At 66.9% G+C, this 12,427-nt stretch carries 13 protein-coding genes; 9 read left to right on the forward strand and 4 right to left on the reverse strand.

The window, feature by feature from the left end; genetic code table 11:
* Positions 1-5 precede the first annotated feature (5 nt).
* Both ACYVDN_RS13875 and ACYVDN_RS13880 read left to right on the forward strand, forming a co-directional pair.
* Positions 6-311, forward strand: a complete 306-nt coding sequence (locus tag ACYVDN_RS13875; RefSeq protein ID WP_460572640.1) for a hypothetical protein — start codon at positions 6-8, stop codon at positions 309-311.
* A 309-nt stretch (positions 312-620) separates the two neighbouring features.
* On the forward strand, positions 621-1,634 hold the full coding sequence (locus tag ACYVDN_RS13880) for a PHP domain-containing protein (RefSeq protein ID WP_460572642.1): 1,014 nt from the start codon (positions 621-623) through the stop codon (positions 1,632-1,634).
* Between the two features lie 43 nt (positions 1,635-1,677).
* Here ACYVDN_RS13880 and ACYVDN_RS13885 read toward each other — a convergent pair whose 3' ends face one another.
* Positions 1,678-1,974, reverse strand: a complete 297-nt coding sequence (locus tag ACYVDN_RS13885; RefSeq protein WP_460572643.1) for a GNAT family N-acetyltransferase — start codon at positions 1,972-1,974, stop codon at positions 1,678-1,680.
* A gap of 65 nt (positions 1,975-2,039) precedes the next feature.
* Between ACYVDN_RS13885 and ACYVDN_RS13890 the strand changes: the two genes are divergently transcribed.
* Positions 2,040-2,897 (forward strand): DNA-methyltransferase, encoded by an 858-nt coding sequence (locus tag ACYVDN_RS13890; RefSeq protein WP_460572645.1) that lies wholly within the window; start codon positions 2,040-2,042, stop codon positions 2,895-2,897.
* Between the two features lie 188 nt (positions 2,898-3,085).
* Here the strand turns inward: ACYVDN_RS13890 and ACYVDN_RS13895 are convergent, their stop codons facing one another.
* Positions 3,086-4,102, reverse strand: coding sequence for a LacI family DNA-binding transcriptional regulator (locus tag ACYVDN_RS13895; RefSeq protein ID WP_460572647.1), 1,017 nt, complete (start codon positions 4,100-4,102; stop codon positions 3,086-3,088).
* 222 nt (positions 4,103-4,324) lie between these two features.
* The gene (locus ACYVDN_RS13900) at positions 4,325-6,472 is read right to left on the reverse strand and encodes an MDR family MFS transporter (RefSeq protein WP_460572649.1); all 2,148 of its coding nucleotides are present in this window, start codon (positions 6,470-6,472) and stop codon (positions 4,325-4,327) included.
* A gap of 340 nt (positions 6,473-6,812) precedes the next feature.
* Here ACYVDN_RS13900 and ACYVDN_RS13905 point away from each other — a divergent pair, with 340 nt between their 5' ends.
* Both ACYVDN_RS13905 and ACYVDN_RS13910 read left to right on the forward strand, forming a co-directional pair.
* A complete protein-coding gene (locus ACYVDN_RS13905; RefSeq protein ID WP_460572651.1) occupies positions 6,813-7,730 on the forward strand; it encodes an amidase domain-containing protein in 918 nt (305 codons plus the stop codon).
* Between the two features lie 95 nt (positions 7,731-7,825).
* Positions 7,826-8,461 carry an amidase domain-containing protein gene (locus ACYVDN_RS13910; protein WP_460572653.1) on the forward strand — a complete coding sequence of 212 codons (636 nt, stop codon included), beginning with the start codon at positions 7,826-7,828 and terminating at the stop codon, positions 8,459-8,461.
* A gap of 79 nt (positions 8,462-8,540) precedes the next feature.
* Here ACYVDN_RS13910 and ACYVDN_RS13915 read toward each other — a convergent pair whose 3' ends face one another.
* Positions 8,541-8,867 carry a hypothetical protein gene (locus tag ACYVDN_RS13915; RefSeq protein ID WP_460572655.1) on the reverse strand — a complete coding sequence of 109 codons (327 nt, stop codon included), beginning with the start codon at positions 8,865-8,867 and terminating at the stop codon, positions 8,541-8,543.
* A gap of 131 nt (positions 8,868-8,998) precedes the next feature.
* Between ACYVDN_RS13915 and ACYVDN_RS13920 the strand changes: the two genes are divergently transcribed.
* From ACYVDN_RS13920 to ACYVDN_RS13935, 4 genes are all read left to right on the forward strand, one after another.
* Complete coding sequence (locus ACYVDN_RS13920) at positions 8,999-9,496, forward strand: type II toxin-antitoxin system HicB family antitoxin (protein ID WP_460572657.1); 498 nt, start codon at positions 8,999-9,001, stop codon at positions 9,494-9,496.
* A 71-nt stretch (positions 9,497-9,567) separates the two neighbouring features.
* Entirely contained in the window at positions 9,568-10,428 is an 861-nt protein-coding gene (locus tag ACYVDN_RS13925) for a DUF4097 family beta strand repeat-containing protein (RefSeq protein WP_460572659.1), read from the forward strand.
* Positions 10,429-10,646: 218 nt separating this feature from the next.
* Positions 10,647-11,462 carry an ABC transporter ATP-binding protein gene (locus tag ACYVDN_RS13930; protein WP_460572661.1) on the forward strand — a complete coding sequence of 272 codons (816 nt, stop codon included), beginning with the start codon at positions 10,647-10,649 and terminating at the stop codon, positions 11,460-11,462.
* 32 nt (positions 11,463-11,494) lie between these two features.
* The gene (locus tag ACYVDN_RS13935) at positions 11,495-12,295 is read left to right on the forward strand and encodes an ABC transporter permease (protein ID WP_460572663.1); all 801 of its coding nucleotides are present in this window, start codon (positions 11,495-11,497) and stop codon (positions 12,293-12,295) included.
* The last annotated feature ends 132 nt before the right edge of the window (positions 12,296-12,427 follow it).

The following is a 12,427-nucleotide window of genomic DNA, read 5'->3' on the forward strand; positions in this document are numbered from 1 at the left end:
CCCGCGTGGGTTGGTGGGTAGTCGGCGGCGTCATAGCGCTCTGCGTGCTGCTCTACGCCGCCCACCGCATCGGCTGGATCGACCTCTCAGACAAGAGCCGGTCGAAGTCGGGCGGCTCCCACGGCAGCGGAAGCGTGCTCATGATCGGTGACGAGGTCTTCGCTCCCGCCAAGTACGAGGCGCAGCTGGAGCTCGACAAGGAGTCCCGGCTCCCAGTCCCAGCCCCGATCCCGGGCGACGGCGACAACGGAATCTTCGGCGACGGCCCGGTGCGCATCGAGCTGGACGCACAGGGCCGGCCCCGCCGCTGAGCCCTGGGTCGCCGCCCGCCCCGCGCCACCACCGCACCCCGCCCCGCGGCACCCCCGCCCCGCGGCACCCCCGTGCCCCCGTGCGACCCCGTGCGCATAACTCCTGCACCCGCGCCCCGTGCGCGTAACTCCTGCAGATCGCGGCACCGCGAGTCCGACATCCGCACGAATACTGGGCACTCCTGCTGCGGCCGCCCCAGATTGCAGGAGTTATGCCCACGAGGGAGGGCAGCACCACCACCGGATGAACGGGGGGCAGGAGGGCAGCACCACCACCGATGAACCGGGGAGGCGCGGCATGATGGCCACATGGATGCCATCGACGCGCTGAACGAGATCGCGTTCCTTCTCGAGCGAGACCTCGCGCCGCGGTTCAAGGTTCAGGCGTTCCGCAGGGCGGCCGGCGCGATCGAGGGGCTCTCGGCATCCGAGCTGCGGGAGCGCATCGACGACGGTCGCCTCGCGCGCACCAAGGGGATCGGCGACCGCACCCTCGAGGTGATCACGCAGGCGGCCGCGGGGCAGACCCCCGACTACCTCGTGTCGCTGCGCGAGAAGGTGGAGGATGCCCCGGCATCCGGCCTCGCGTCCGCGCTGCGCGGGGACCTGCACTCGCACACGGAGTGGTCGGACGGCACCATGCCGATCGACGCGATGGCGGACGCAGCCACCCGGCTGGGCCGCGAATACCAGGCGATCACCGATCACTCGCCGCACCTCACGGTGGCCAACGGGCTGACCACAGAGCGCCTCACGCAGCAGCTGACCCGCATCGAGGAGTGGAACGCCGCCCACCCCGACGATGTGACGCTGCTGACGGGGATCGAGGTGGACATCCTCGAAGACGGCTCGCTCGACCAGACACCCGACGTGCTCAGCCGGCTCGACGTCGTCGTCGCCAGCGTGCACTCGAAACTTCGGGCGGAGAAGACCGTGATGACCAGGCGGATGCTCGCCGCTGTGCGTCATCCCTCGACGGCAGTGCTCGGGCACTGCACCGGCCGGCTGGTTCAGGGATCGCGAGGCACGCGACCGCAATCGGAGTTCGACGCCGAGCGGGTGTTCGCGGCGTGCGCGGAGAACGACGTCGCCGTCGAGATCAACTCGCGGCCCGAGCGGCAGGATCCGCCTGACGACCTGATCGCGCTCGCCCTGGAAGCCGGATGCCTGTTCAGCATCGACAGCGACGCCCACGCTCCCGGCCACCTCGACTTCGTGACACTCGGGGCGGCGCGCGCGCAGGCGGCAGGCGTTCCCGCCGATCGCATCATCACGACGTGGCCGCTGCAGCGCTTGCGCACCTGGCTCGACGCGAAGCGCTGAGGCGGCTCATCCACGTGGATGCGAGCGGGTGAGTCGCGCCCCGTCAGTGCTGGTGATCGCCGCCGCGCTGCAGGTCCTGGTAGTCGGGGTGGCGCTGCAGCCACGCTCGCACATACGGGCAGAGGGCCACGACGCGCAGGCCGGAGGCGCGCACGTCATCGAGCGCCGACTGCACCAATTGCGAGGCGAGCCCCTCTCCCTGATGTCCCTCGTCCACCTCGGTGTGGGTGAAGACGATGTGATCCGGATACCTGTTGTAGTACGAAGCGCCGACATTGTTGCCGTCGACTTCGATGACGTACCGGGAGGCATCCTGGTCGTCGCGTACCTGTGCACTCATGTCGCCACCTTACGCACAGGTGTCCGCAGACGTCGGTTACCGCGGCGGGCGGCAGAATTGATCGCATGCCCGAAGCGTGGACGCCCGAGTCGCCCGACACCGTGTTCGAGGCGGACAACCTCTCGGTGCTGTCGACCCTTCCGGATGCCGCATTCACCGTCGTCTACCTCGACCCGCCGTTCAACACGGGGCGCAGCCAGCGTCGCCAGACGGTGACCGCCGTGCGCAGCGAGGCAGAGGGAGCAGTGGCCGGATTCCAGGGCCGAGGCTACGAGCGCATCCGGGGAGACCTGCTGCGTTACGACGATCGATTCGACGACTACTGGGAGTTCCTCGAACCCCGTCTTGTGGAGGCCTGGCGTCTGCTGGCCGATGACGGAACGCTCTACCTGCACCTGGACTACCGCGAGGCGCACTACGCCAAGGTGCTGCTCGATGCGTTGTTCGGACGGGCCTCGTTCCTCAACGAGATCATCTGGGCCTACGACTATGGCGCGAAGACCAAGCGCCGCTGGCCCGCGAAGCACGACACGATCCTGGTCTACGTGAAGAACCCGCACGGCTACCAGTTCGATACGGATGCCGTCGACCGCGAGCCCTACATGGCGCCGGGCCTCGTGACCCCCGAGAAGGCCTCCCGTGGAAAGCTGCCGACGGATGTCTGGTGGCACACCATCGTCGCGACGACCGGCCGCGAGAAGACCGGCTACCCGACGCAGAAACCCGAGGGCATCGTGCGGCGCATGGTGCAGGCATCCTCTCGCCCCGGCGACTGGGTGCTGGACTTCTTCGCGGGCAGCGGCACGACCGGCGCGGTGGCGGCCGCGCTCGAGCGTCGGTTCGTGCTGGTCGACAGCAACCCCGACGCCATCGCCGTGATGCGAACCCGTTTCGCGCGGATGCCCGGCGTTGTCTTCCGCTGACCGGCCGAGAGTGGCCACCCGTCGGGCCAGCCATGGGGGTGCCGCCGGACCAGAACCAGACGAACTACGCCACTTGCGCTCTATTGCGCCACTTCGGCTGGCGCAATAGAGCGCAAGTGGCGCAATAAGGGTTGGCGGAGCGGCCGGCGGGCGCCAGCGGGACCGGCCGAGTCAGAGCAGGGGATGCCCTAGCTCGAGCCTCGCACGATGAGGCTGGTCTGCAGGATGGTCTCACGCTCGAAGGACTGACCCTCGATGCGCTTCACCAGCGTGCTCGCCATGACGGCGCCGAGCTCGTTCGCGGACTGGTGCATGGTCGTCAGCGCAGGTGACGCGGCGGAGCCGATGGCGTCGTCGTCGTAGCCGACAACGGCGATGTCGCCAGGGATGCTGAGGCCGTTCTCCGCGATCACCGTGTACGCGCCGAGCGCCATCTGGTCGTTCGCGGCGAAGACGGCGTCGATCGGCACCCTTCTCGCCAGCAAGCGACGCATGGCCATGGCGCCGGAGGTCGGCGAGAAGTCGCCCCACTCGATCAGCGACGCGTCGAGCCCGGCATGGCCCATCGCTCGACGCCATCCGAGCTCACGGTCGAAACCGGCGGGCATGTCGGCGGGGCCGGCGATGGTGGCGATGTTGCGCCGTCCGCGCTCGATGAGGTGGCAGGTGGCGGCCAGCGCGCCGGCGATGTTGTCGACATCGACGTAGACGCTGTCGTTGTCATCCACGTGCAGGGGGCGTCCGCCGAATACGACGGGAACCGACCGTCCGAGCCGCGCGTAGGAGTGATCGCCCGAGTGGTGCGACACCACGAGCGCGCCGTCGATGTTGCCGCCGGTGAGGTAGCGCCGCGTCTTGTCGGGGTTCGCCTCGGATGCCACCACGATGCCGAGCGTGTAATCGGTGGTCGCCAGGTGCATGGCGACGCCCTGGATGATCGAGGCGAAGAACGGGTCGGTGAACACCCGGGAGGTCGACTCGGGGATGACCATGGCGATGGACTCGGTGCGTCGGCTTGCGAGCATCCGTGCCGCGCGATTGGGCACGTAGTTGAGCTCCGCGATGGCGGCGTTGACCGCCGAGATGAGCTGCGGCGTCACCTTGGGGGAGCCGTTCACGACTCGCGACACGGTGGCACGGGAGACCCCGGCCCTCGCTGCGACCATCTCCAGCGTCGGCGGCTGTCCCTCGGAATTCGCGACCATGTGATCCTTCCCGCCTGCGAACACTATCGTGATTCGAGCCGCGGGGCGACCGTCGAGAGCGATTCGTGATCGCGCTCTCATGCTTGTGCTGGAGCGGAAAGCCTTGAGCCGGGATGTCAGGGCACGACGAGTACCAGGAGCTCGCGCTCGTTCCGGATGTCTGCACCTGTCAACGACGATGCAGACATCCGGAACGCGTCCGCGATGGTGAAGCGAGTACCGCTATGGGGTGACGGCGCCGCCGCCCGCGATGTGCCGACCGGGGTGACTCGGCCGCGACGGGCTGTCGGAGTGCGACGTGTCGACGTGACGGGAGTGCTCGGGCCCGTCGACTGTCGTGACCTGCACATCGTCATCCAGCACGACGTTCGGGACCGCGAGCGAGCCCGTCTCGACGGCGGCGACCCTGGCGATCGAGGCCTCGTCCTCGGCGTCGGCCGCCTCCTGCAGTGCCGACTTCGCACGCAGCGGCGGCGTCTTGAAGAACAGCGTCAGGACGAACGCCACCAGCACCACGAACATGGCGACCCAGTACACGGTCACGGCCGACTGGTTGAACGCCACCAGGATCGGCTTCGCGAGCCGCGGGTCGGCGCCCTGCAGGAACGAGGTGTCGTTCAGTGCGCTGTTGTCGGACTTCGGCGTCGAACTCGACTGGAAGCCCTTCAGCAGCTTGGGCTCGATGGCCTTGATGTAGGCGGTACGGGCCTGCTGAGTGGAGAAGTCGAGCGTGACGGTGCCGTCGCTGCTCACCTTCGCGTAGGGCACCGACTTCTCGAGACCCGCGGCGACCTGCGCCTGGGCCGCGCTCACGGCCTGGGCCTCGGCGGCTGCCTGTGCCTCCGGCGGGATAGCGCCCGCAGCGACCTGGGCCGCGACCGCCGACTTCGCCGCTGCCGTCGCCTTGGCGACGTTCTGGTCGTACCCGGCCTGCAGAGCCTTCGTGGTCGGCTCCTCGATCTTGCTCAGAAGCGGATCGTAGATCTGGTTCATGATCTGCTTGTTCTCGGGCGCGCTCGCCACGGCCGGGTCGAGCGCCGCGTTGAGCGCGGGCGTGAGGGTTGCCCTGTCGGCGAACGACGACTGGATGTTCGACGGCATGACCGTGAACAGCAGCGACAGCAGCACGGCGGTGCCGAGCGTTCCACCGATCTGACGGAAGAACGTCGACGAGCTCGTCGCCACACCCATGTCGCGAGCACCGACAGAGTTCTGGCTGGCGATCGTCAGGGTCTGCATGAGCTGGCCGAGGCCGAGACCGATAAGGAGCATGGCGCCCGCGATGAACCAGTAGGAGCCGTCGTATTTCAGGAATGTCAGCCAGAAGAATCCGCCCGAGAGCAGCAGCGTTCCGATGATCGGGAACTGCCGGTAGCGGCCCGTGCGGGAGATGATCTGACCACTCACGATCGAGGAGATCATGAGGCCGAGGATCATCGGCAGCAGCTGAAGGCCGCTCTCCGTCGGCGTCGAGCCGAGCACGAGCTGCAGGTAGAGCGGCAGTGTCAGCATGGCGCCGAACATGCCGAAGCCGACCAGCACACCGATGATCGTGGCCATCGAGAACGTGCTCGAACGGAACAGCTTGAGCGGGATGAGCGCGTCGTCCTTCATCAGCATCTCGACGATGATGAACGCCAGCACACCGATGCCGCCGATCACATAGCAGGCGATCGAACCGGCGCTGGTCCAGCCCCAGGTCTGACCCTGCTCGGCGACGAGCAGGAGCGGCACGAGCGCGACGATGACGGCCGTGGCGCCCCACCAGTCGATGCGCACCGAGTGATGGTCGTGCCTCGGGATGTGCAGGAACATCAGCACGATGATCAGCGCGACGATGCCGATCGGCACGTTGATGAGGAACACCCAGCGCCATCCTGGGATGAACAGGATCTGGTTCGCCCCGGCGAAGAGTCCGCCGATCAGGGGGCCGGCGACGCTCGAGATGCCGAAGACGGCAAGGAAGTACCCCTGGTATTTGGCTCTCTCTCGTGGAGCGAGGATGTCGCCCATGATGGCCAGCGGCATCGACATCAGACCACCGGCGCCAAGGCCCTGGATGGCACGGAACGCGGCGAGCTCGATCATCGACGTCGAGAACGAGGCGAGGATCGACCCGATGACGAAGATGACGATGGCGATGATGAACAGCGGTCGCCTGCCGAAGATGTCGGACAGCTTGCCGTAGATCGGTGTCGAGATCGTCGAGACGATCAGGTATGCGGTCGTGACCCATGCCTGCTGGCTGAGGCCGTGCAGGTCATCCCCGATGGTGCGGATGGCCGTGCCCACGACGGTCTGGTCGAGGGCGGAGAGGAACATGCCCGCCATCAGACCGAAGATCACGAAGAGGATCTGACGGTGGGTCATGATGGGGGTTTTGGGCGCGGACGGTGCCGACGCTGAGGTGGCGGCTTCTGACATGGATCCCCGTGAGTTCTGAGATGAGGAGAGCGGAGACAAGCCGGACGACCTGGATTCCGCCGTCGTTGGCTGGTGAAGGGAAAATTGCGGAGACTGCAAATTTACACCCGCATGGTTGCAGCGGCTAACGATCTCACGAGATCCGAACAAGTAGTTCGCCCCCGGCGAACGGATGCTCGTGCGAGCACTCACCAGCGTCGCGCCTCGCGCACCGCAGGGTCCGTCCAGGCGTCCCCTCATCCCGTCACCGGAGATTCTCATCTTCCCCACATACCGTCTGAGGGTCATGACTGAATCGGGCCGTCCCCTCCTGCAGCCGTCTCGGCGTCAACTGCTCGTCGCCGGTCTCAGCACCGCATCAGTACTTCTGCTGGCCGGTTGCTCGGCTCCCGCAGCAGACGCCGCCCGCAGTATCGCCACCCCGAAGGCGACGCCCACGCCGCAGAAACCCGTGCTTTCCGCGGTATCCCCGTCGCAGGCATCCGTCGTCGGCCAACAGGTGACGATCACCGGCACCGGCCTCGCCGACGTCGCGCGGGTGACCTTCGGCACCGTGACCGTCCCGGTCACTTCGGCGAACGCCGGCACTGTCGTCGTGAACGCGCCCGCCGCGTCGAACTACCAGCCGGCGACGGTGGATGTCACGCTGCTCGGCCACGACGGGGCAGCACTCGCCGCCAAGCCCCAGGCCCTGCAGTACGCGGTCTCGGCGGGTGTCGGCGCCCAGATGCAATACGCCCTCCAGCACTGGAACAACTACAACACCGCCGAGTACGGCGACCTCAACCCGGTCGGTGGCGACTGCGCCAACTTCGTGAGCCAGACCCTCGTCGCTCGCGGGTGGACGATGAACGACCAGTGGTACAACCACAACGCGGCCGCACAGTGGGGCCCCGCGTGGGGCTATGTGCCGGCGATGGATGCCTACTTCTCCGACAATGCCGCGGAGCTCGGCCTCGAGCAGCTCAGCTTCAGCCAGGCCGACCGCGCGAAGCTCGCGCTGGGCGACGTCGGCATCTTCTTCTGGGGTGACGACACCGTCGAGGACCACACCGAGGTCGTCGACAAGATCGAGCTCGTCAACGGTCAGTACAAGATCTCGCTGGCGAGCCACAACGACGACTTCGCCTATCGCGACCTCGACGAGACGATCACGGTGACGCACCCGGGGTCGACAGGGCACTTCTGGCACCTCACCCGCTGATCGGCTGGGCATTCTCCCGGCACGCGGTTCGCTCGGCGATCGCAAAGACGCCGTCCCGTAGCGTCGAAGACGTGATCGCGCGCAGACAGACCCGGATGTCGAAACCGAGGCGGAGCATCCGCGGGCGGTTGGCATCCGTGCTCTCTCTGGTCGCGGTGCTCGCGCTCGCCGGATGCGCAGCCTCGCCGCCGCCGCTGCCGACACCGATCCAGAACCAGCTCGACTACGCCAAAGCGCACTGGAACCACTACAACACGAAGGTCTACGGCGACCTCAACCCGGTCGGCGGCGACTGCGCCAACTTCGTCAGCCAAACCCTCATCGCCCGCGGCTGGAAGATGAACGACCAGTGGTACAACCACGACGCCGCGGCCGACTGGAGTCCTGCCTGGGGCTACGTGCCCTCGATGGACGACTACTTCCGCGCCAATGCGAAGTCCCTCGGGCTTACCGAGTACCCGCTCGACAAGCGGTCGAAGATCGCGGTCGGCGACATCGTCATGTTCGACTGGGAGAACAACGGCATCCTCGATCACGTGGAGATCGTGAGCAAGGTGATCGACACCACGGTCAACGGTAAGAAGCACGTCGAGATCAAGATGTCCGGCCATAACCGGGACTCGATGTACCGAGACCTCGACTACGTGCTCACGAAGCTCTACCCGCACGCGTCCGGCCACTTCTGGCACGTCGCCCTGCCGCCGACCTCGTCGCCTACTCCGTCGAGCTGATCCGCACTGCGACGCACGGCCCTGATGTGGTCACCCGGGCGCCGTTGCCGGTCGCCCCGCGCCTCTCGGTCACGACGCGTTATCTGTCGTCGCCGTCGACACCGAAGGTGCGGCGGAACAGTGTGCGGACGTCGCCTTCGAGTCCCTCGACCTTGCGCTCGACGCTCTCCAGCCGACGCTCCACTCCATCGAGACGCGCGTCCATCGCGTCGAGACGCGAACCCATCGCGTCGAACTTCGCGGTGAATTTCGCATCCATCGCTTCGAACCGGTAGCCCATCTCGGTGCGGAGTCCGCCGATTTCGGTGTGGAGTACGCGGATGAACATGGTGGACATGAGCGTCATCATGCCGAACACGGCGACGAGGAGCGTGGCGATCACGGTCCAGGTCTGGGCTTCGGTCAAGGTGAACACCTCCTCATCTTCTCGCTGATGTCTCGAGGATTCCAGCATCGTGACACCACATTGACGCAAGTGGTGTCATCCAATCTCATTTTGCCGTTGACGTGACACCACAATGGTGTCACTATGGTGTCATGGAACTTGGAACGTATGTCGAAGAACTGCAGCGCCAGCTATCGGCGGCAGCAGCCGCCGGCGGCGACGAGGCGCGTGAGACGGCCGAGCGCCTGACCACGGCGCTCGACGCCGCGGCACGACTCATGCTGTTGGAAGCGCTCGGCGCGGCGGCAAGCGAGATCACCACCGAGCTCGCGCCAGGGTCGGTAGACCTGCGGCTGCGCGGACGGGAGCCCGAGTTCGTCGTCACGCAGGCCCCGCACTGGGATGAGCCTCAGGCGCCCGCCCCGGTGAGCGCACCGCCCGCCTTCGAGGGCGAGGAAGGCGCGACCACCCGCACCACGCTCCGACTTCCGGATGAGCTCAAGTCCCGTGTCGAGGCGGCCGCCGCTCGCGCAGGCGTCTCCGTGAACACCTGGCTCGTGCGGGCCATCGCGTCCACGTTGGACGCCGGTGCCGGCCGGCCTCCCGTGCAGGAGACGACAAGCAAGCGCGTCACGGGATGGGTGCGGTGAGCGACATGGGCGAACAGCAGACATCCCAGAGCACGACCACTCAGAACACGACTTCGCAGAGGAGAGAGACCATGACCACCGAATACGCCACCCCCGCCCCCATCCAGGTCGTGCTCGACCTGCTCGTCGTCGTGAACGCCACGATCACGGCAACCGACACGGCAACAACGACGGTGTCGGTGAAGCCGGCCGATCCTGCCAAGAAGGATGACGTGCGAGCGCTCGGCGAGACGGTCGTCGACTACTCCGACGGGGTGCTCAGCCTGCGCATCCCGCGCACCCTCCGCTACTACACCTGGTTCAGCGGCAGCCCGCGCCTGGTGGTCGACATCACGGTGCCGACCGGATCGGCGCTGGATGGCAAGGTCGGCGCGGGCAACGTGAGCACCCAGGGCATGCTCGGTGCGTGCAACCTGCGGACCGGAGCCGGTGAGCTCCGGGTCGAGCAAGCGGCCAAGACCACCCTTCACACCGGCGCCGGGTCGATCCAGGCGGGTCGCATCGCCGGCCCGCTGCAGGTGACCAACGGTTCGGGCTCCATCCGCATCGGCACGCTCGAGGGAGCGGGGACCATCAAGAACACGACGGGCAACACCACGCTCGGTGAGGTCGAGGGTCCTCTGAATGTGCGCTCCACCACGGGTGATGTCACCATCGAGCAGCTGAACGGCTCGGCCGAGATCAAGTGCGCACACGGAGAGGTGCGCATCGACCGCGTCGGAACCGGCGAGGTGAAGATCGACGGCGGCTACGGCTCCATCGAGGTCGGAGTGCCGGAGGGCACGGCGGCCTGGCTCGACATCGCTTCACGGCACGGACAGGTGCGGAACGAGCTCGAGCAGACATCCGCTCCCGTCGACGACGACCGCACCGTGGCCGTCACCGCCCACGCGGACTACGCCTCGATCACCGTTCGACGACCGCTGGCCTAGCCCGGGCATCCCGCTCCGGGTCGAATGGCTCGGGGCGGGTGAGCCCTCCAGATCAGACACAACATCACCACATCGAAACGCCCGGTCACATCGGGATGACCGACGAGGGCGCTATTCGTCGCGCCCCGAACCGGCCGCGATCGATCGAAATCCACGATCCGAGAACACGAACCACGTACACGAACCACGTACACGATCAGAGAGAACGGACAACCATCATGACCACGACGCAGACTCAGGGCCCGGCCATCCACGTTCAGGGCCTGACGAAGTCGTACAAGAAGCTGGATGTGCTCAAGGGCGTCGACTTCGACGTGGCGCCGGGCACCGTCTTCGCCCTGCTCGGCTCCAACGGAGCGGGCAAGACCACCGCCATCCGCATCCTGTCGACACTGCTGCACGCCGATGGCGGCACAGCGAAGGTCAACGGGTACGACGTCGCCCGACAGGCGGAGGACGTGCGGGCATCCATCAGCCTCACCGGCCAGTTCGCCGCCGTCGACGAGGTGCTCAGCGGCAAGGAGAACCTCGTGCTCGTGGCGCGGCTGCGGCACCTCAAGAACCCGGGCGCGATCGCGGACGGGCTTCTCGCCCGCTTCTCGCTCACGGACGCCGGGGCGCGCAAGGTCGCGACCTACTCGGGCGGCATGCGTCGCCGGCTCGACATCGCCATGAGCCTCATCGGCAACCCGCCGGTGATCTTCCTGGATGAGCCGACGACGGGCCTCGACCCCGAGGCACGTCTCGAGGTGTGGCGCGCGGTGAAGGACCTCACCTCACGCGGGACCACCGTGCTGCTCACCACGCAGTACCTGGACGAGGCGGAGCAGCTCGCCGACCGCATCGCGATTTTGCACAAGGGTCGCATCATCGTCAACGGCACGCTCTCCGAGCTCAAGGGAATGCTTCCCCCGGCAGAGATCGAGTACGTCGAGAAGCAGCCCACCCTCGAGGACGTCTTCTTCGCCATCGTCGGCGAAGACGACGCAACCGACCCCACCGCAGACGAGACCGCGAAGACCGCGGTCGAGTGACGCCGACCAGCATTCACGAAAGGACAACGATCATGACCACCATCACCGTCGCGAAGGCGGCCGGCTCGGCACGCGGGCACTTCTTCGCAGACTCTGCCGTTCTGACCGGGCGTTCGCTGAAGCACATCACGCGCAGCCTCGACACCATCATCACGACCTGCATCACGCCGATCGCACTGATGCTGCTGTTCGTCTATGTGCTGGGCGGCGCCATCAACACCGGAACGGACGTCCCCTACATCGTCTACCTGCTGCCGGGCATCCTGCTCATCACTGTCGCATCGGGAGTCTCGTACACGGCGTTCCGGCTGTTCCAGGACATGCAGGGCGGCATCGTCGAGAGGTTCCAGTCCATGCCGATCGCGCGATCGGCCGTGCTCTGGGCGCACGTGCTCACGTCGCTGGTGTCCAACCTGGTGTCGATCGCCGTCGTCATCGGAGTCGCCATCATCATGGGCTTCCGCACCGGGGCGAGCGTGCTCGACTGGCTCGCTGTCGCGGGCATCCTGATCCTGTTCACCCTGGCGTTGACGTGGCTGGCGGTCATCCCCGGCCTGACCGCGAAGACGGTGGATGGCGCCAGCGCGTTCTCCTACCCGCTGATCTTCCTGCCGTTCATCAGCTCCGCGTTCGTGCCGACGTCGTCGATGCCCGGGCCTGTTGCCTGGTTCGCCGAGTACCAGCCGGTGACGCCCATCGTGAACACGATCCGAGACCTGTTCACCGGTGAGCCGGTGACCGGCCAGATCTGGATCGCGCTGGCATGGATGGTCGGCCTGCTGATCGTCGCGTACATCGTCGCCACCGCGATCTACCGCAAGAAGGTCAGCTGAGCGCGACGCCGAGCGGCCCGCCACACCGACGAGACTGCACGCCCACGCCACGACTGCGGGTACTACCCGCGGAGATGGGGTGGGCGTGCAGTCTCGCGGTGGCGCGGGCGTCCGTGCCGGGCCCAGCCCGTG

This window comes from Humibacter soli, from assembly GCF_054779035.1.

Coding starts and splice junctions, on each gene's coding strand:
- ACYVDN_RS13935 (WP_460572663.1), top strand. CDS start 11,495: ATGACCACCATCACCGTCGCGAAGGCGGCCGGCTCGGCACGCGGGCAC.
- ACYVDN_RS13895 (WP_460572647.1), bottom strand. CDS start 4,102: ATGGTCGCGAATTCCGAGGGACAGCCGCCGACGCTGGAGATGGTCGCA.
- ACYVDN_RS13900 (WP_460572649.1), bottom strand. CDS start 6,472: ATGACCCACCGTCAGATCCTCTTCGTGATCTTCGGTCTGATGGCGGGC.
- ACYVDN_RS13890 (WP_460572645.1), top strand. CDS start 2,040: ATGCCCGAAGCGTGGACGCCCGAGTCGCCCGACACCGTGTTCGAGGCG.
- ACYVDN_RS13925 (WP_460572659.1), top strand. CDS start 9,568: ATGACCACCGAATACGCCACCCCCGCCCCCATCCAGGTCGTGCTCGAC.
- ACYVDN_RS13905 (WP_460572651.1), top strand. CDS start 6,813: ATGACTGAATCGGGCCGTCCCCTCCTGCAGCCGTCTCGGCGTCAACTG.
- ACYVDN_RS13910 (WP_460572653.1), top strand. CDS start 7,826: ATGTCGAAACCGAGGCGGAGCATCCGCGGGCGGTTGGCATCCGTGCTC.
- ACYVDN_RS13930 (WP_460572661.1), top strand. CDS start 10,647: ATGACCACGACGCAGACTCAGGGCCCGGCCATCCACGTTCAGGGCCTG.
- ACYVDN_RS13885 (WP_460572643.1), bottom strand. CDS start 1,974: ATGAGTGCACAGGTACGCGACGACCAGGATGCCTCCCGGTACGTCATC.
- ACYVDN_RS13880 (WP_460572642.1), top strand. CDS start 621: ATGGATGCCATCGACGCGCTGAACGAGATCGCGTTCCTTCTCGAGCGA.
- ACYVDN_RS13920 (WP_460572657.1), top strand. CDS start 8,999: ATGGAACTTGGAACGTATGTCGAAGAACTGCAGCGCCAGCTATCGGCG.